The organism is Ekhidna algicida, assembly GCF_051379705.1.
Classification (GTDB): domain Bacteria; phylum Bacteroidota; class Bacteroidia; order Cytophagales; family Cyclobacteriaceae; genus Ekhidna.
The window spans coordinates 2,623,590-2,642,409 of sequence record NZ_CP179868.1 but is presented as its reverse complement, the minus strand read 5'-3'; the positions used below and the strand labels follow the sequence as shown (position 1 = coordinate 2,642,409).

Below are 18,820 nucleotides of genomic sequence, written 5' to 3'. Positions count from 1 at the left end.
AAAGTAGAAAAACACCGAAAATAAATGGCAGAAACGAAGGATGTTAAACTCGCAGATGAATTGGCTCAAGATTTTATCAATCTGGAAACCGAAATTTCTAAAAAAATCATCGGTCAATCAGAAGTTGTCAGGTTACTAATCACTTCACTTTTTTGTAATGGACACTCTTTGCTTGTCGGTGTACCCGGACTTGCTAAGACACTTTTAGTGCAAACAGTATCTAAATGCCTGGGACTCGATTTTAATCGCATTCAGTTTACTCCCGACTTGATGCCTTCGGATATTCTTGGTGCTGAGACACTAGATAAAGAACGTAACCTTCGATTCATCAAAGGTCCAATTTTTTCAAATGTAATCTTGGCAGACGAAATTAACAGAACACCTCCTAAGACTCAATCTGCATTGCTGGAAGCCATGCAAGAGGGTGCGGTGACAATCGCTGGAGCAAACTATGATTTGGATAAACCCTTCTTTGTTTTGGCAACACAAAATCCCATTGAACAAGAAGGTACTTATCCGCTACCAGAGGCGCAGCTTGATAGATTTATGTTCATGATCAAGTTGGATTATCCAAAATACGAAGATGAAATTGAAGTCATAAAAAGCACAACCTCAGATCAAGGAAGCGAAATAAACGAAGTAGTAAGCAAAGAAAAAATCATTAACTACCAGCATCTAATAAGAAAAGTGCCAGTGGCTGATAATGTCTTTGAATATGCTGTCAACCTTGTTGCCAAAACTCGACCTGATGGAGAAAAAGCCGATGATATTTCTAAGGATTACCTTGAGTGGGGTGCAGGGCCAAGAGCAGGCCAATTCTTAATCTTAGCAGCCAAATGCAATGCGCTAATCAACGGGAAATACTCACCAGACATTGAAGATGTGAAATCTGTTGCCGTGCCTGTCCTCAGACACAGAATAGTAAGAAACTTCAAGGCTGAAGCCGAAGGAATTTCTGAAGATAAGATAATCGCTGATCTTCTCTAGAATTGCTTTAGAAAACGTACATCATTTTCTGAGAAGAGTCTTAAATCATCCAGTTGATATTTGAGCATTGTCACGCGTTCAATTCCCATACCGAAAGCAAATCCACTATATCGGGTAGAATCTATTCCGCAGTTTTCTAAAACATTGGGATCTACCATCCCTGAGCCGGCAATCTCGACCCAACCAGTTTGCTTACATACTTTACATCCACTCCCGCCACATATGAAGCAGCTTATGTCGATTTCAGCACTGGGTTCGGTAAATGGAAAATAAGATGGTCTTAGACGTATTTTAGTATCCTTACCAAACATCTCCTTGGAGAAATGATATAGCGTATTTTTAAGATCTCTAAAACTTACATTTTCACCAACTACAAGTCCTTCTACCTGATGGAAGAAGCAATGAGCTCGAGCCGAAATGGCTTCATTTCTATACACTCTCCCAGGCATAATTGACCTGATAGGTGGCTTCTTCTTCTTCATCAACCGTATTTGAACATTGGAGGTATGTGTTCTAAGAAGTATGTCCGGATCTTTTTCAATGAAATAGGTGTCCTGCATTTCACGTGCAGGGTGATTTTCCGGAAAGTTTAGAGCAGTGAAATTGTTCCAATCATTATCTATTTCGGGACCGTCTTCCACATTGAACCCTTGTCTTTCAAAAATTTCAATAATTCTACTTCTGGTTTGAGAAATTGGGTGAATAGATCCTTCAGATGCGTAATTCCCAGGAAGCGTTACATCTACATCAGAACTAGCGGATTTTGCTGACCCTATCGAATTAGAGAGTTCCTTAAGTTTTGCTGTAGCCAGATTTTTAAGGTTGTTTAGCGCCGGGCCAAGTTCACGCTTCTGATCTGAAGGAACCTTCTTGAATTCCTCAAAAAGGTCATTTATAACATTATTCCTCCCAACAAATTTGAGTCGGAAATTTTCTACTTCTCCCTCAGTTTTTGCAGTAGTATTTTCTACTTCCGAAATAAGTGATTTTACCTTGTCCAGCATCTTTTTTGCAATTCAATTGAATCGCAAAAATAGCAATTAAACCGGGGTCTTAGATTTGCTTAATTTAATTTCTGGTGGGATAATTTTTTCTAGTCGGTTTGCTACCCTTTTCATAACCTTTCGATCCAGCAGAATACCTATTCCAACGGTTACAATAGATACTATTAACATAATCCAAAGTTCTCCTATTTCTTGGAAGAATACTGCAAAAGTTATGATGAGAATATTATAACCAGACAGACATAGAGTAGATTGAGCATGGTTCAATCCTAACTTTAAAAGTACATGATGAATGTGATTTCTATCAGGTGCTAGTGGGTGCCGGCCGGTAAAAAATCGTATCAGAAAAACTCTCAGTGTGTCATAAACTGGAACCACGAAAAGTGCCAAGCTTGTAGCAACAGGAGACAAAATCACTGAAGGTGGTGAAGGAGTTGTCAAAAACTTAATCATGAGGGAGGTAAGCATAAAGCCGAAAACCATTGAGCCTGTATCACCCATGAAAATCTTTGACGGATACCAGTTATATAATAGAAAACCGATGGAGGCTCCTGCCACTGTAAAGGCGATAGCGGAATCGACAAAATAACCGCTTTGAAATGAAGCCCAACCTAAAAATGCCGAAATGATTAAAGCAATACATCCAGCCAAACCATCAATACCGTCAATCAAATTGAAAGCATTGGTCATAACTACAATTATGAACACTGAAAATATTTCATTCCAGAGCCATGGGAAACTCTCTATTCCGAATAATCCATTGAGACCCTCAATCCTTACTCCACCAAAAAAAACAACTAAAAAAGCAGCAAATACTTGAACCACTAATTTATGCTGAGCAAGCAGACTGGATAAATCATCTCTTACTCCTAACAGGAAAATGAGTATAGTGCCTCCTAAAAAGTATTTTTGACTGGCCAAATCTGTAAACGAAACAGAGATCAATAGCCCAAATAGTATTCCAGCAAAAATTCCAATGCCACCCAAGCTCGGAGTACTTATGCTATGGACTTTTCGCTTGTCCGGCCGATCCAATAAATCAATAGATCTGAACACCCGAATAATCACGGGCATTAATGTAAGCGTTACTAAGAACGCCGTTGCTATGGCAAGCGGTAGAATCATTCTATATGAATTAGGCGATTAATCCAGCCTCAAAAATGTGAATTTTTATAGGGATATTATAACTATTTCGCCAAATAGGTGAATTTTATAGGTGAATAGGAGCTTTATTTCTTCATTAAGTTCTTTTGCCACTCCCATGCTGATTTCATCATGTCATCTAAATCATAATGAGTGTGCCATCCAAAGATATCATTGACCTTGGTTGTATCTGCGTATATTTTTTCAATATCACCTGGTCTTCGATCTACTATTTGATAGTTTAATTTTAGTCCAGAGACTTTTTCAAATGAATTAATAACATCTAGAACAGAATATCCTATTCCTGTGCCAACATTAAAGAAATCGTAATTTGATTTCATCCGATCTGTGTAATCTAGAGCTGCTATGTGGGCTTTGGCCAAATCTACCACGTGAATGTAATCACGGATGCAAGTACCATCTGCGGTATTATAATCACCACCAAAAACACTTAGTTTCTCTCTTAAGCCAGCAGCGGTCTGTGTTATGAATGGAACGAGATTGGTAGGAACACCAAGCGGAAGTTCACCTATAAGAGCACTTTCGTGAGCACCTGTAGGATTAAAATACCGAAGTGAAACAGCTTTAAAGTCTTTATTACTTCGGCAAAAATCCTCAATTATCTCCTCACAAATCTGTTTTGTATTCCCATATGGAGATTCCGCAGATTGTTTAGGGGAAGATTCGGTAACTGGAAGTGTTTCTGGCTGCCCATAAACTGTGCATGATGATGAAAAGACAAGCTTGTTTACAGTATACTTTTCGCACATCTCAAGAATATTTAATAGAGATAGCAAGTTGTTTCTGTAGTAGGATATTGGCATTTCTACAGAATCTCCTACGGCTTTAAAGGCCGCAAAGTGAATCACAGCCTCAATATTTCTTGTTGAAAAGATAGAATCCAGATTGGCTGAGTCAGTTAGATCAAGGTTGATAAAGTCAAACGTTTTACCGGTTATTTTTTTGATTTGATCTTTGACTTGTATGCTCGTATTAGACAGGTTATCAATTATTGTCAAATCACATCCCAATTCAAGCAATTCTACGCAGGTATGAGAGCCAATAAAACCAAGCCCTCCTGTCACGAGCACATTTTTCATTGATTAATAGGCGTTTTGATCTCCCTTAATGATGGATAGGGCGGTTAAAAGAATGATCTTAAAATCTAGGACCAATGACCAATTTTTCACATAAAATCGATCAAGTTTTACGCGTCCGCTCATATCACTCAATTCAGCTGTCTCACCTCTAAATCCTTTTGCTTGTGCTAGTCCAGTAATCCCTGGCTTAACTGCGTGTCTCTGCCAGAATCGATCAATTTTAGGTTGAAATTCTTCATTCAACTTGATTGGGTGTGGTCTTGGCCCGACTACTGACATATCACCTAAAAACACATTGATGAATTGAGGCAGTTCATCAATTGACGTCTTCCTAAGAATCGCTCCAATTTTGGTGATTCGATTGTCGTTTTTTGTGGCTTGCTTAAATTCTGCATTTTTTTTAAACGTCATGGTTCGAAATTTCCAGCATAAAAAGAAATTATTGTCTTTTCCATGTCTTTTCTGCTTAAAAAAAATAGGGCCCTTGGATTCCATTTTTATCAGTATGCCAATAATTGGGATAAGCCACGAGAGAATTAGTATAATAAAAATACCGGAAAATACGAGATCGAATATCCGCTTGATAAATCTATTTATCAGGCTATCCAACGGAATTGAATTAACATTAATTATCGGGATATTCCCAAATTGTTCAATCGAGAGGTTGTAGTTCAAAAGTCTACTGAATTGTGATATTAGATTGACTTTGATCAGATTATTTTCCGCAAAATCTATCACATCCTTTACTTGCTCATCCTGAAGATGTGGCAGGCAACAAAATACAACGTCTGCTCTATTTTGAACGGTATACTCCTCAAAGTTTTTGAGTTTTTCATCAGCTTGTTCATTGTCATCCACAATGCCTACGAGCTGATACCCAAGCTCTGGAGACTCTTTGAAATATTGGGTCAATGAATCGGACAAGTCTCCTTTTCCAATTATAACAACTCGTCTGATATTATAACCTTTGATACGGTAGTATCGAATCACATAGTGCCAGATACTTCTCCAAAAGAGTATTGCTACTGAAAAAATTAAATACGTAATGAAGAGGTACTTCCTAGAATAATCTACAGGCTCAAGTGCAAACCATAAAGCAAATACAATGGAAAGGTTAATTACTAAACCTGTGAGTACTTTATTGAGGTGATCCAGAAGCCTGGAGTTTCTATTTATTTCCTGTAGTCGAGAACTAAAGAATACCCCAATCCAAATTACATTTAATAAAAGCTGAAGTACCTGATATTCATAGCTTGGAATCAAATATCCAAAGCTATATTGATTAGAGATAAACACTCCAATATTCAAGCATCCTAAATCTGTCAACAGAAATAAGGTTGGGAAATATTGAGAATATCTTTGGTGAGATGGCATTGATGTCTGAAATACACACAAATATACTACTAACTGCTTTAGCTACTAAGCGAGCATCTGTGTCAAAAGTTGATCAATAGAATAGTTCTGGGGTATTTCAATGATTGTTCCAAGATTTTTAGTAGAGCCTTTCAATTCTGTTATTTCATTTTCTCTTACAAAGGCTGGATTGATATTTATTTCAATTTCATGTCCTGTCTTCTCTTTCAATTTCCTTATTATTTCTTTGATCGAATAGGTTTGAGATGAACAGACATTAACAATCTGCGAATGTGAAGCACTTTTCAAAAGACTGTAATAAACATTTGAGACAAAATCCACACTATTAAATTCTCGCTTTACATCAATATTTCCAATTTCTATTACTGACTTTCTTAACTTAAAATGATGAACCAGCTTTGGAATAATGAAACTAGTATCCTGACCTGGGCCAGTATAATTGAAAGGTCTTGTAATAACAATCGGCAATTTTGAAAAAAATGAGGCTACGATCTTTTCCATTGACAGCTTTGAACATCCATAGTGGTTATTGGGTTGTGGGTTCATTTCTTCATAAAGAACCGACTCACCTTGATTGCCATATACAGTTGCACTGCTGGGGATTATAATTTTTTTGGGTATATGATCAATTTCAATCAACGCATTCAGAATTGTCTCCGTGCCCAAAGTATTTACAATATAAAAGTCAATTGCATTCGGATGGCCGACGAATGAGATTGCCGCTAAGTTTATTATGTAATCTGGTCTTATCTTTCTTAGTACAGACTTAACATCGCTTGAATTGTTAATATCTAATTCCAATACATTAGATTCGGCAGGCTTTAAAGCGGTACCAATGACCGTAAGACCTTCTTTTCTGAGAAAAGTTGCCAAATGATTACCTGTGAACCCTTCAATGCCAGTAATTAATACCGTTTCATTAGAAAGATGCTCCATCTTGATTTCGTTGTAAGTCAGATTTAACCATAATCTTTGTCAACTGCTTAATATCAGTTACTGCATTCCAACCTAACTTTTCCTTTGCCTTAGAAGAATCCCCAATTAACAATTCCACCTCCGCCGGTCTGTAGAATTTAGGATTTACTGTAACTATCTTTTTACCAGAACTCGAGTCTACTCCTACCTCTTTTTCTTCTTTGCCAGACCATTCAATATCTACTCCAATTTCCTTGAACGCCAGTGAAACAAAATCACGTACGGTGCTCGTAACCCCAGTAGCTAAAACATAGTCGTCAGGCTGATCTTGTTGCAACATTAGGTACATACCTTCGACATACTCCTTTGCAAAACCCCAGTCTCTCTTTGCATCTAGATTACCTAGTTCCATGCTCTTTTGGAGCCCCAGTTTTATTTTAGCCACCGTATCTGTAATTTTTCTTGTTACAAACTCTTTGCCTCTTAGTGGAGATTCGTGATTGAATAAAATTCCACTACAACCAAAAATATCATATGATTCACGATAATTGACCGTAATCCAATGAGCGTAAAGCTTGGCTATTCCATATGGGCTTCTGGGATAAAATGGAGTCGATTCTTTTTGTGGTATCTCTTGGACTTTACCAAACATCTCGGAGGTAGAAGCCTGATAAAACTTAATCTTTGGGTTTATGATGCGAACGGCCTCTAATAAATGCGTAACTCCAAGACCAGTGATCAGACCAGTCATAATCGGTTTTTCAAACGAGACCCCTACAAAACTTTGTGCTGCCAAGTTATATATCTCTTCAATCTCATATTTTGAAATGATTCGGATTATGTTAGCCTGATCAGTAAGATCCAGTTCTACCAAGATTAGATTTGGATTGTTGCGCAAATTCAAGTATTCGATTCTCCAAAAATTCTCGCTGCTTGTTCGCCTAAAGGCACCATATACCTTATAACCTTTTTCTAAAAGTAACTGTGCCAAATAAGCTCCGTCCTGACCTGTGATTCCGGTTATTAATGCTGATTTCATTTTAAATTTTTTGTGCTGTTGATGAATTTTTCAATTTCCATTATAAACTGAGTTTCAGAAAATTTCTCAGCATGACTTCTTAAAAAATTAGGATCAAAACTTAATTCTTCAAAAGTATCAACAGCTGCTTGAATGTCCTTAACTGTTTGATTGTTAAATAGAACAGCAGTTGAGTTTTTGTCATTATCTACATATTCTATCATCGTGTCGTTGACTCCACCGCCTTTATAGGCAATCACCGGACGACCAGACGCGTTTGCTTCCAAAGGAGTGAGACCATAATCTTCATGCTGCGGGAATATTAAAGCTCTGCATTTTGAATATGTTTTCGCTAATTGGTCCTGTGATAAACCTTGTTTAAAAACAATATTGGTCGCAGCAATCGATTTAAGGTATTTTTCCTGTGACCCATTCCCAACAATTACCAGCTTTTTCCCATTTCTATTAAAAGTCTCAATCACTAAATCTACCTTTTTATATGGTTCGAATCGTGAGACTACTAAATAATAGTCATCTACCTCCGATGAAACATGAAACTTTAAAAAGTTAACAGGTGGGTTTATGATATATATTTCATTTCTCGGATGATAAGCATCAATTATTCTTTGCTTCATTGCTTTAGTCATAGCTATGAAATAATCAGTACGTTTCGATGCCTTAAGATCAATATTTTTTAGCCTCTTAATTACAACGTCGAAAATCTTTCTTTTTAGCCCTTTACTGTTTTGATATACATTGTAAGATTCAGGTCTCCATACTAATCGAAACGGGGTATAACAGTACGTATACACCTTTGCTCCTGGCGAAACTTTCACATACTTTCCTCCAAAAGTTGTAGAGATAATCACTAAATCGTATGCTGTTAGATCAAGTCTTTTCATGGCCCAAACACCAAGAGGGTAAAAAAGCCATTTCATAATTGTTTCATTAATTGCCAAAACCTGAAACATTGATGTCTTTATCGACATATCCATAAACTCTGGATAAGTTCTATTCTTTTTATAAGCTAGCGTATAAATAGAGGCTTCTGGATAGATTTTATGAAGAGAAAGAAGCACTCTTTCCGCACCGCCTCTTCTCATCAGATCATCATGTACGTAGGCTACTTTCAAAGTTTTTTGATAAAATTGGAGACCACAAAACTATACTTCATATCTTGCATTTCCATAATTGATCTTAAAATCTGAAGTGAAAAATTCTATTATAATTCTATTCATAACCTGTGTATCTACTTTTAGCTGTGCACAAGATATCAATCTGGTAGAAATTGATTTTAATAAATCTTTGTCTCTGCCTAACATGGATGATAATAATCAATTAAATCCATTAGTAGGCTTCCTAATAAGCATGCCTGAACCAAAACTTTGGGATGAATATTTGAGTCCGCTAAAGGTTAATTTTTGGAGAACCAACGAGTGGGATTTTGAATTATTGACCCCATTATTAGAGAATTACCCAGATATTCATCTTCAATTAGTATTAGGAGATCAGTATGCACGAAAAACTTATAACAGAGCTAATGAGGTCCCATTTGAAGGATATTCAACCTGGTTGAACAATGCGGATAATTTATTGAGTCAAATTCCAAAAAAATATTATTCTAGAATTAGTATTGATATTTATAATGAAGCAAATTCAGAAAGAAAATGGCCCAATTCGTATAACAACTTCAATCGTTTTTTTTGCGAAACTATTTCTTTCATCAATTCTAAATACCCACAATTAGAAATAGCTGGGCCCAGTATTGCAGGAGAAGAAGCTTACGATCTGATAGAGAGTACATTGAAATATATGGCAAGTTGGAAGGAAATTAACCAAGACTTACCTTTGCGACTAAATCAGCTCTCCATTCATGCACTTGGTCAATCGCCTCGAAAGTGCATTCTAGATATCCCTAGATACCTATCACTTCTTGATGAAGATAGTCTTGGGTACAAATTGGGAATCGAAAGCATCATTTACAATGAATATTGCAATCGAAATCAAACAGATTATTTTGCTGATGCAATCAGAATGCTTGAGGCATTTGAAATGAATGGAGTAAAGTATGCCGGACGAGCCTGCTGGGGAACTTGTGATAATGGGTCGATGGATAACTTAATTGAATTTCAAGATGGCAACCCAAAAAAGAAAGAGAACTGGTACGGGTATCAACACTACTCAATGCTTGATGGTAATAGATTTGACATTAAGTCAAGAGGCGAATTATCTGTAATTGCTGGAGCAAGTAGGGCCGGTAACAAGATGTGTTTCATTGCCAACCATAATGAAAGTGCTCAACTGGTCAATTTGAAATTAAAAAATATAGGCAACTATTACCTGTACAAAATTGAAGATTCTGGACTTAGATTGGTGGATAAGACCGCTAACTACGAGCTCAAAGAAAAGCAAGTGCTTCTACTTTCAGAGAATCAACTTAATTAGCATTAAGGATAGACTTGTAAAATGATGTCCTTGCATTCTCCAAAATTTGTAGATCGTAAGGTTTGGATCGCTCAAAAAAATAGTTAGAGAAGTTTCTTCTTAAGTCCTTATTCGAAGAAAGCTTGTGCACATGATCAAAAAGAGTAATATGATCATTCGGATTAATCATCAATTCTTCAGGAACTAATTCAGGTATTCCAGCTACATTGGATGCAATCACAGGCAATCCGAGTGACATGGCTTCAATAATTGCACGAGGCAATCCTTCGCGCCTTGATGGCAAGATCATGATGTCAGATTGTGTCAGAATACTCAAAACCTCACTTCTATCGCTAATCTCTCCATGGAAAGTACATTGATCATTAACCCCTAATTTTTCAGCTTCCTTTAAATAAGTCGATAAAAGCTGACCACCCCCAATCAAATGCAATGTTGGCTTCACACCCTTTCTCTTCGCGTAAGCCAGCATATTTAATGCTGTATCAATCCCTTTGAAGGGTTTACTCATCCGTCCAACAAGTACTAGTTTAGGGGAAGTAAGAATATCCGGCTGAGATTCAATAAGTTCTTTGCGGTTCTTAAAATGTTTAGGATCAATCGTAATGTTCAAACTGGAATAAAAGTAATTCTGAGAACTATTAGATGGGTAGCGTCTTTGCAATACTTCTCTGGTAACGTAAGATACGCTGCTTGCCCGTTTGCACATATATCTTGTCATGGTTACAATTACAGATGCAAAAAGTCTAGCAAGCCAGTTATCAGCATTGCTTGCTTCTTCTTGAGGGTCTGCCACAACCTCCATCGTCCATTTTTTCCTTTTAAAGAAAAGTATCAAAAAGGTAAGATAGCTTAGTAATCCGGGCACCCTTAATAGAACATAAGGAGAGCCGCTAACGTTTTCTGAAATTACTTTGATCAAATTTATTGAATTGAAAATCAAACCTGAAATACCATCAAATTCAGTAAGTTCCAAGAATCTTACTCCAAGACCTGATGATATTTTACTCTTAGGCGGTTTGGAAGTGGTGCATGATACTCTCCCAATGACAAGTATCTCATCAAATACTTTCAGATATCTCTGCCAAAAATCGATATCTTCATCGCCGACAACATAAATGATATTCCCCACTTTCTGAAAGTGTTGTTCCGTGGTTACTATTAAAGTATTCTGTTTAGTCAATTATTTAGTTTGTCTGAGAGATCCTATTGAAATTTTAATTCTATTTTAATCTAACACAAAAGTATCTTTACATTTCAGAAGTTAATAATCCTACATATGATTTTTGCTAAATGAAACAAGTCGTGAAATTGTCACTTTTGGTGGCTATGTCTGTTTTTAGCTTTTACTCACCTAATAAAGCAGTGCCAGAAATCAAAACTAATTTTAATATTATACTGACTGATGATTTAGGACTGGATATCTTGATCAGTTAATTACTCCAAATATTGATAAAATTTTTCAAGGGGGATTTCGATTTACCAAAAGCTGCTTTTTTAAAAAACAGGCTCTTCGAATGGGAGAATGGTTATTGATATCTGAATTTTTTAAGATAAATTATCATTCAATGACGATAATTTTAAGTGATCTAGATGACCCATTGCTAGCCCCAAAAGACCAAAAAATATAGGTGCAAACTCACCTGCAATAGGCGTGATATAAACCTGACAGAAACCTAAACAGGCAATAATCGCAAAAGTCAAAGAGAAAGAAAATGAATTATTAAGCCAGTTGGAGACTAAAAGTCTTTTTAATGGAGTAAGTGCAATTATTGTAAAAAAGAATAATCCAATTACCCCAGCTTCTATGCCAAATATGATAAATATATTGTGCGGCCTGTGATGCCACCACGATGGAATGGAGCTTTCATAATCATTCCAAATAAGCTTACTATTTTCATATCCAATCCCTAAGACGAGGGTACCTTTCATATATCTGACACCCTCATAATTCATAGCCATTCTAAAGTCACCAGAAGTCTTTGTATTTGCACCTTCAAATGTTTCACTAATTCGTTCATACCCCAGATCAACAATACGATCAATAAGCTCCTTTTTTTGATAGATAAAATAAGCTGAAGAAGCGAAAATTGAGACTAAGATGAATAGTTTGACAATATTGACTTTAAAAGAAATTTTCAATGTGATTTTTACCAGATGATATAGTCCATAAAGCATTATTAAAAGCAGAAATAGTATTCCAATGCTTGCCCGTGAGAAGGTGAATGCTATTGCTATAAATACCATTATTATTACTATGGATCTTATGATTCGGCTAATGGGTTTGATAATAATCGGATTTGTAGTCAGCATAAATGGAAGACATATTACCAGCCAATTTGCCACCAAATTAGGGTGCCCTAAAGTACCCTTTACACGGCTAATGATCGCTTGAAATACATCCCCTCCAGATTCAACTTCATCGCCAAAGTAACTTTGAAAATTGCCGATTTCTGATCCAGTCAATTGCTGCAGAATAGCAAAAAAAGATTGAACAAAAGCCATGATCCAAATTGCATTTATAACGTCGTTTGACTTTATAATTTTATTGTAAGAATGTCTGCAATAGCTTGCCCAGCTTAAGGTGAAAATAAATGTAATTGCAGAGGCTAGATTTGGAGCTGGATTTTCACCAAAAATTGTACTGACTATCAATAATACAGATAAGAATAGAATTGAAATCTCCCAAAAATCAGGCTTTTTGATTGTGAAATCACCTTGATAATACTTTCTAATAAATTTTAATATAAAAATCCCCGTGGCTGGGATCATCCAGATATATAGTTGGATGATCCCTAATTGCTTAGATAAAGGGATAAAAAAGCCAATGAAAACCCCAATTAGAAGTATTCTCTCTAAATAAAAAAAGCTAATCCTCAATATTGTAGTACTTTCTTAACAATGAACCCGCAATCAGGTTAAAGGACAATTTCTCCAAAGTGCTCAAGTTGCTATCTCTAAAAGAACTGCTACTTTTGATAACTAGATGGTCATTATGGCGCCATCTACTTCCGCTGATATTGTGAATATCCTTCAGGTCAAGTTTAGTTAAGTTTTCTTTAATTTCAAGATTCAGAAACTCGTTGAGTTTACTTATTGTATTCCTCGTGTCATTACATAAATCCTCATATCGAACAAGCATATATGAAATATCATTTTTTCTAATAAATTTTTCTAAGATTCTATTAGTAAGAAACCATCTCAAAGCAGTTCTCCATACTGCCAACCCTTTTGTGAAACTATCACCTTCTTGGCTCGTCCTTCTCTTTGGCTTTTTACCACTTGAAACATAATCCCATCCATTTCTAATAAGGTGTATTACCTTAATATCGAAAAGGCCTGAAGAGTGAAGTAACTTTAATCGCGAGATTGACTTAGATGAATCAATAATTATTCTGGCTCCAGACTTTGTTTGAACTTCGCTTAGCAACTTATGATTTGCTTGATAGTAATTTTTACGTTCAGCTTTCGAAAAGCTACTCATTAATGTAAACCTGTCAACTAGTTTTTGTGGCCCTCTTAGACTAACGCATTGGCTTTCAAAGCTGCTAATAATCTCATGCCAGAACCTACACTGCGACACATTTTTATTGCAACTACATTTATGATCTTCTTTTACCCATTCATCAAAAAACATGAATTCGCCAACACTGAAAGTATCAGTACTTTGGTTAAGAATAACATCCAATAGAGTGGATCCGCTATGACCACTTGGTGCAATGTATACTAACTGGATTTTTTCCACTCTTTTTTCCTTAACTATTTATAAAGGGTAAGAAAAGTTCATCTTCAAAATCATTAACAATATTGAAAATCAGCTCTATTTGATCATGAGATAACTCGGTCTCCCAGCTATTGATTCTCACTTTATTACTTCTTTTTCTTTCTTTCTTTGTTGTGCTGGAATTAAAGTCAATTTTAGTTGGATCTAAGCTGACACCTGTTAGCTTACTCAATACATCAATTGGATTAGTGCTAAGATCTTCATACTTAATCACCTGAGGATTAAATAGGTCTGATTCGATTTGTTTTAGCGGAATGTAGTTAAGGATACACCAGAGTAATGTAATTTTTCCAACATCGTTTACTCGATATTTTTCAACAACATCCATCTTTCCATCCAAATAATTCGATTCTTTATTTATAGAATCGATCAGATAATTCATAAATCTATCATTTGTCAAACAGGTTTTAATGGCTTTTGTGCCTCCTTTTTCTCTCACAATACTTGAGATAACTCCTGCAGGATTTCTTACTATAAAAATTGTTTTTAGGTGACATCTCTTTTGTAGGTATGCGGCTACCAAACTAGCTCTTATCATTTTTACGATCAGCTTGTTTGAATTCAGCGCTCTCAAAGGCTGTGTTCTTCGAGTGTAAGCTGAACTTATATGGCCGTGAACAAGATCGTCAAAAAAATCATCATACATCGAATCTTCAGCGTTGGCTTTGACTATGGGATAAAACTGATTTATTCTTTCTCCTTCGAAGTTGAATTCAAAGCCCTGATAATTCAACTTATTTTCTTTCAAGGCAAGATCTTGAAAGGGTTCAAAACATATTCTTGAATTAGTTGATTTTTGCAGACTTTCAAGTAAATAAGTGGTCCCGCTTCTCCAGAACCCAATAATCAAAGTCACGTTTTCTACATCTATATCAGAAGAGAGTGTCCCTTCCAAAAAGTTGGCTACTTTGGATCGGTTAAATATTCTCAAATATTTAGTTGATGAATTCATTGCTAATTTGAATAGTCCTTTCTGACTAATTTAATCTAACTCGTTATAGAGTTTTAGTGCAGAGTCAAACATACTCACTTCTGTTTCGTTCAAGAAATTCACCCAATCGCCACTCACTCCTTTTCTAAAGAAATTACTATTATCCCCATCTCCTGGCTTTCTTCCTCCTGAGAGCTTACTAAAACTGAAATACTCGAAAGAAGTGCCTACACGTGTCAAATCAATAGGCAGACCAATTTTACTTAGCTTAGATTCCAAATATTTTTCTCCACCTTCAAGTAAGGATTCATATTTAAAAATCGTTTCACAACTACTTGATCCATTGACAACATGTTTCTTCCAATTGCTTAGAAACCAACGGATCTGATATCTTCTCCCTAAAATACTTAACAGGTTAAATACAAGACCTGTTGGGCCGCCTGCTTTATAAGATTTAAAATAGTGGTAATAACTCACAAAGCAATCTCTTGGATCTCGTAGGATGTAAAACTTTATATCCTTAGCAAAAGCATCTTTTTTGGAAGTCTTGTTATGTGATTTTAGAATACGGCCGTCGAACGGTGATTCAATATTTTCATCTCTTCCAGAGGTTAATTCTCTGACAGTATCATTTTTTGGTTTAGTATGTTGTTTTTCATAATCAAGGAATTCCATGTTGAAAATGTAACTTATTAAATATGAAAACCATGTATTTCCACTTTTCGGGAAACCTATAATCCAAATATTTCTGGACTCCTTTTTAACGTTCATTTTGTGCTGCTGTAAAAATTATGGGCAAAAATAATTTAGCTTATTTTTTTTAGAATAAGTGCGAAAATTCTTTTAAGATTATTTCTGTAAATCAACCAATAGATAAGACCCCAACCTATGAAGAAAAGGATGATCTTTAGAAAATCATTCTCAAGTCCCCTTAAAGTGACTACAAGCATAAGGAAAATAAAGGTGGCAAGTAGAAGTTTCTTTAGCTCAAATACTCGGAAGGGAACCAATCCGTAAATCCGATTAATCAAAATTAGTTTTGCAAACTCTGCGCATATCCAAATTAAAGATCTGCAAATAGCTGCTCCTAGTATTCCATAGTGAGGAACAATTATCAGCGACAAAAAGACAAAAAGAGCAAGTGTCACGTATTGGATGATTGCCAACTTCTTTTGTTGGTCTCCCATTATCATTATGTTGCCCGTTGGTCCTACAAATCCATTGAAGAAAAAACCTATGCTTAGAACAATCATTACCGTATAGCCATATTCAAAATCTTTCCCAAAGAGTGACAAAATATACTCCCCATTAACGACTAAAAACATTAATGCTGGGAGCATTAAAATTGTAGTGAATAGTATAAGATCCTGATAGAGTTTCTGAGTTTGGTTCTTATCGTTCAAATATTTTGCAAGTAGTGGTTGAGAAACTGGGGAAATAAAGCCCGGTACAAATTGCAATAAAGAAGCAAGAATAAATCCAATGGAGTATATTCCAACCTGATCAGTCGAGACATAGAGGGCGAGAATAACTTTATCTAGCCTCAATGAGAGTATTCTGGCAATTGAAACAAGCCAAACAGGGAAAGATCTGGAGAATAGTCTTCTATAAAACTCTTTAACTTTTTCTACTTTTAACGATGCTCTTAGCTTCAAAAAAATCCCTCCGATGATATTGATAATCAATAGGCATATAAGGACCGAAAGAAACAGGTTATTTAAACTTAATCTATCGAATGAAAAAATCAGAATAGCACACATTAACAAGTAAGGAAACAAGCCCGCCTGAATTGCAATGCTTTCACCTATCCTATTGATTCCGCGCAGGCTAAGAGCAAAATACTGGTTCATTGACCAGAGAGGTACCGCTGCAATAATCACCCAAAAAATTAAATCTGAATCACTTTTTAATAATTCAGAATTCAGAAAGTCCTTACCAATAATAAGAGAGGTTGAGATAAAAATGGAGAAGAGTAAAACAGCGAATAAGCCTGCTCTTACAAATTGATTTCTAAGATCTTTATCTTCCTCTTGAGCGAGAAACTTGACCATTATCTGACTAACACCACCCTGCGAGATTGCTGAGCTGATTCTAATAATTGAAATCCCAACTTCATACAGTCCAACGCCTGCTGGACCAAGAAGCCTACTTAGATAGAATCGAAGAAATACGCTTCCAACCTGTCCCATTCCAGAGGCCAGTCCTCCTGAAATTCCACCCTTTAATAATTGCTTTCGATAGCTCAACGTTTATTTTTTTAGTAGCGGAATTCTCAATGGTGGTAAAAAAACACTAGCAAGATAGATGACAGATTTTAAATTCGGATTAGCTCTAAAACTTCTTAACAGATAACTCAATGCCAATTTAGGTTGATTAGCCTGAAGTGAAAGTTTACCAAATCCTCGAAATTGTATAGCCCAAAATTTACCCTTATTATATTCTAAAAATGGGTATAGCTCGATGGCTTTTTCATAGAACTGCTTCCTTGAACGCATAAACTTATCTTCATCAACAGATCTTGATATTCCGGTTGCAAAAACTCTACGAAGCAATAGAGGTTCATCGATATATCCAATTGATCTTTTTTTCACAACTCTCAAAAGAAAATCTTTGTCTTCAAAATGACGTAGCGACTCATCCATAAGTCCAGTCTCTTCTAGAATTGATTTTTTAAAAAAAATCGTTGGTGTAATCGAGTATATTTTATCAAGAAAAATATGTGTGGTGAGCTCATTCTTGTTTTCAGGTATTTCAAAAACGATATCCTTCTCAGTTCCTCCTATTCCTCTTTCCCTAATTGCACTTATCACAAAATCAAGATTATTCTCATTTAAAAATGCTAGCTGCTTACCTAAACGTCCATTTATCATTAGATCGTCTGAATCAAGGAAAGCTATAAATTCTCCTTTTGAAACTTTAATTCCTTCATTTCGAGAAGCCGCGGGACCAAGATTCATAGAATTCCTGATACAAGTGACATTTGAGCGATCATCCACTTGCAGATTAACAGGTTGATCTGAATGATCATCAACTACAATGATCTCAAAATCCTGCTCATCAACTCCTTGCCTGTAACAACTCTCGATAGCCTGACATATAACTTCACTGCCATTGAAACACGGAATAATAATAGAAATCAATGCCTTAGTTTTAATCTTCGAAGATACAATGATGGCTGCTTTAGCATTTTATTTAAACTGCCTATTAGTTTTTTTATGCGAGTACTTCTGACATACCTGACATACTTTTGAGAGATCACGTTAGTATCAAATTCAGCATATATTTCGTAGTTTTCTTTCATCAAATAATCCTTGCACAACCAATCGATCATAGAAGCAGCTTCAGGACTAATCTGATCCCTCCATTTATCAATATAATGAGCCTTTCTCGGTTTATTAATATTTGAATGAATGGATCGCTCTTCTTTTGGTAGAATTTGACTGTAGTCAAATGTATTGTTGTCCAGCTCAGAATGGACATTAAGAAAATGAATAATTTCATCGAATCCTTTGGAAGAACCGATTAAATTTTCATATCTAACTTTTAAAAAAAAATCCGAATCACAAAATTCAACTGCTTTGCTTGTATTCTTCCAATCCAATCCAACTTCAAAAGGTGACTGAGTGAATTTCCTACTGCTATACGGCAAATTATTTGCTATTTGAGATGAATATATTGCTCTGGGATCTCTTTGAAGATAGATAACTTTAAATTGATTTGATTTATCAAGCAGCTGCGGAACGGTCCATGGCATTACCGGGCTTCCCTTATAGATGACTGCCTTGGCATATGGTTTGTACTTCTCTTTAAAACAATCCAAATAGGTTTTAAATACTTGAATCCCTGTGATCGGAAATGATAACTTTAATAATTTTTGAATAATCAATCCATTATCCAATTCCCAATTTCTGACCTTACTTAATAATTCTATGTCTTTTATGAAGCGTCTGAGATTTTTCTCATTTAACAAGTTCACCGTCTTGTAACCTTGAATACCTAAAAGTTCAGGTGGAAAAGAGGCTTCCAAAGTCACACAAATATCCCGATATCTATTCAGTTTATCGCTTAGAAAAGTAGATCCAGAACGACTCAAGTAAGATAAAATTCCATATTGATTCATTT

The 18,820-nt window shown here is 35.8% G+C and carries 17 protein-coding genes; 2 read left to right on the top strand and 15 right to left on the bottom strand.

What is annotated here, in order from left to right; genetic code table 11:
• The first annotated feature begins 24 nt into the window (after positions 1-24).
• Positions 25-987 carry an AAA family ATPase gene (locus ACL8WY_RS11610; protein ID WP_436514903.1) on the top strand — a complete coding sequence of 321 codons (963 nt, stop codon included), beginning with the start codon at positions 25-27 and terminating at the stop codon, positions 985-987.
• Here ACL8WY_RS11610 and ACL8WY_RS11605 read toward each other — a convergent pair.
• The 7 genes from ACL8WY_RS11605 to ACL8WY_RS11575 form a co-directional block, all read right to left on the bottom strand.
• Entirely contained in the window at positions 984-1,991 is a 1,008-nt protein-coding gene (locus ACL8WY_RS11605; RefSeq protein WP_436514902.1) for a phenylalanine--tRNA ligase subunit alpha, read from the bottom strand. The genes ACL8WY_RS11610 and ACL8WY_RS11605 overlap by 4 nt on opposite strands.
• 36 nt (positions 1,992-2,027) lie before the next feature.
• On the bottom strand, positions 2,028-3,116 hold the full coding sequence (locus tag ACL8WY_RS11600) for a glycosyltransferase family 4 protein (RefSeq protein ID WP_436514901.1): 1,089 nt from the start codon (positions 3,114-3,116) through the stop codon (positions 2,028-2,030).
• A gap of 104 nt (positions 3,117-3,220) precedes the next feature.
• The gene (gene galE / locus ACL8WY_RS11595) at positions 3,221-4,234 is read right to left on the bottom strand and encodes a UDP-glucose 4-epimerase GalE (protein WP_436514900.1); all 1,014 of its coding nucleotides are present in this window, start codon (positions 4,232-4,234) and stop codon (positions 3,221-3,223) included.
• A 3-nt stretch (positions 4,235-4,237) separates the two neighbouring features.
• Entirely contained in the window at positions 4,238-5,560 is a 1,323-nt protein-coding gene (locus tag ACL8WY_RS11590) for an undecaprenyl-phosphate glucose phosphotransferase (protein ID WP_436514899.1), read from the bottom strand.
• Positions 5,561-5,653: 93 nt separating this feature from the next.
• Entirely contained in the window at positions 5,654-6,544 is an 891-nt protein-coding gene (locus ACL8WY_RS11585; RefSeq protein WP_436514898.1) for a GDP-mannose 4,6-dehydratase, read from the bottom strand.
• A complete protein-coding gene (gmd, locus tag ACL8WY_RS11580; RefSeq protein WP_436514897.1) occupies positions 6,528-7,562 on the bottom strand; it encodes a GDP-mannose 4,6-dehydratase in 1,035 nt (344 codons plus the stop codon). The genes ACL8WY_RS11585 and gmd overlap by 17 nt, the downstream gene beginning before the upstream one ends.
• Positions 7,559-8,674: a glycosyltransferase gene (locus ACL8WY_RS11575; RefSeq protein ID WP_436514896.1), complete on the bottom strand. Its 1,116-nt coding sequence runs from the start codon at positions 8,672-8,674 to the stop codon at positions 7,559-7,561. The genes gmd and ACL8WY_RS11575 overlap by 4 nt, the downstream gene beginning before the upstream one ends.
• Before the next feature lie 76 nt (positions 8,675-8,750).
• On the opposite strand from ACL8WY_RS11575, the gene ACL8WY_RS11570 reads away from it, so the two are divergent.
• A complete protein-coding gene (locus ACL8WY_RS11570; protein WP_436514895.1) occupies positions 8,751-9,986 on the top strand; it encodes a hypothetical protein in 1,236 nt (411 codons plus the stop codon).
• On the opposite strand, the gene ACL8WY_RS11565 is transcribed toward ACL8WY_RS11570, so the two are convergent.
• The 8 genes from ACL8WY_RS11565 to ACL8WY_RS11530 form a co-directional block, all read right to left on the bottom strand.
• A complete protein-coding gene (locus tag ACL8WY_RS11565; protein ID WP_436514894.1) occupies positions 9,979-11,166 on the bottom strand; it encodes a glycosyltransferase in 1,188 nt (395 codons plus the stop codon). The genes ACL8WY_RS11570 and ACL8WY_RS11565 overlap by 8 nt on opposite strands.
• Before the next feature lie 365 nt (positions 11,167-11,531).
• On the bottom strand, positions 11,532-12,863 hold the full coding sequence (locus tag ACL8WY_RS11560; protein ID WP_436514893.1) for an O-antigen ligase family protein: 1,332 nt from the start codon (positions 12,861-12,863) through the stop codon (positions 11,532-11,534).
• Entirely contained in the window at positions 12,853-13,728 is an 876-nt protein-coding gene (locus tag ACL8WY_RS11555) for a sulfotransferase (RefSeq protein WP_436514892.1), read from the bottom strand. The genes ACL8WY_RS11560 and ACL8WY_RS11555 overlap by 11 nt, the downstream gene beginning before the upstream one ends.
• Positions 13,729-13,738: 10 nt before the next feature.
• Positions 13,739-14,719 carry a sulfotransferase domain-containing protein gene (locus ACL8WY_RS11550; protein ID WP_436514891.1) on the bottom strand — a complete coding sequence of 327 codons (981 nt, stop codon included), beginning with the start codon at positions 14,717-14,719 and terminating at the stop codon, positions 13,739-13,741.
• A gap of 30 nt (positions 14,720-14,749) precedes the next feature.
• Positions 14,750-15,469, bottom strand: a complete 720-nt coding sequence (locus ACL8WY_RS11545) for a sulfotransferase domain-containing protein (protein ID WP_436514890.1) — start codon at positions 15,467-15,469, stop codon at positions 14,750-14,752.
• Between the two features lie 35 nt (positions 15,470-15,504).
• Positions 15,505-16,944 (bottom strand): oligosaccharide flippase family protein, encoded by a 1,440-nt coding sequence (locus ACL8WY_RS11540; protein ID WP_436514889.1) that lies wholly within the window; start codon positions 16,942-16,944, stop codon positions 15,505-15,507.
• Between the two features lie 3 nt (positions 16,945-16,947).
• Positions 16,948-17,838 carry a glycosyltransferase family 2 protein gene (locus ACL8WY_RS11535; protein ID WP_436514887.1) on the bottom strand — a complete coding sequence of 297 codons (891 nt, stop codon included), beginning with the start codon at positions 17,836-17,838 and terminating at the stop codon, positions 16,948-16,950.
• Positions 17,835-18,818 (bottom strand): sulfotransferase, encoded by a 984-nt coding sequence (locus ACL8WY_RS11530; protein WP_436514886.1) that lies wholly within the window; start codon positions 18,816-18,818, stop codon positions 17,835-17,837. Before ACL8WY_RS11530 ends, ACL8WY_RS11535 begins: the two co-directional genes overlap by 4 nt.
• Between the last annotated feature and the right edge of the window lie 2 nt (positions 18,819-18,820).

Bases quoted from the DNA above. Each gene is read 5' to 3' on its own strand.
- ACL8WY_RS11610 (WP_436514903.1), top strand. From the start codon at position 25: ATGGCAGAAACGAAGGATGTTAAACTCGCAGATGAATTGGCTCAAGAT.
- ACL8WY_RS11605 (WP_436514902.1), bottom strand. From the start codon at position 1,991: ATGCTGGACAAGGTAAAATCACTTATTTCGGAAGTAGAAAATACTACT.
- ACL8WY_RS11600 (WP_436514901.1), bottom strand. From the start codon at position 3,116: ATGATTCTACCGCTTGCCATAGCAACGGCGTTCTTAGTAACGCTTACA.
- galE (WP_436514900.1), bottom strand. From the start codon at position 4,234: ATGAAAAATGTGCTCGTGACAGGAGGGCTTGGTTTTATTGGCTCTCAT.
- ACL8WY_RS11585 (WP_436514898.1), bottom strand. From the start codon at position 6,544: ATGGAGCATCTTTCTAATGAAACGGTATTAATTACTGGCATTGAAGGG.
- gmd (WP_436514897.1), bottom strand. From the start codon at position 7,562: ATGAAATCAGCATTAATAACCGGAATCACAGGTCAGGACGGAGCTTAT.
- ACL8WY_RS11550 (WP_436514891.1), bottom strand. From the start codon at position 14,719: ATGAATTCATCAACTAAATATTTGAGAATATTTAACCGATCCAAAGTA.
- ACL8WY_RS11545 (WP_436514890.1), bottom strand. From the start codon at position 15,469: ATGAACGTTAAAAAGGAGTCCAGAAATATTTGGATTATAGGTTTCCCG.
- ACL8WY_RS11530 (WP_436514886.1), bottom strand. From the start codon at position 18,818: ATGAATCAATATGGAATTTTATCTTACTTGAGTCGTTCTGGATCTACT.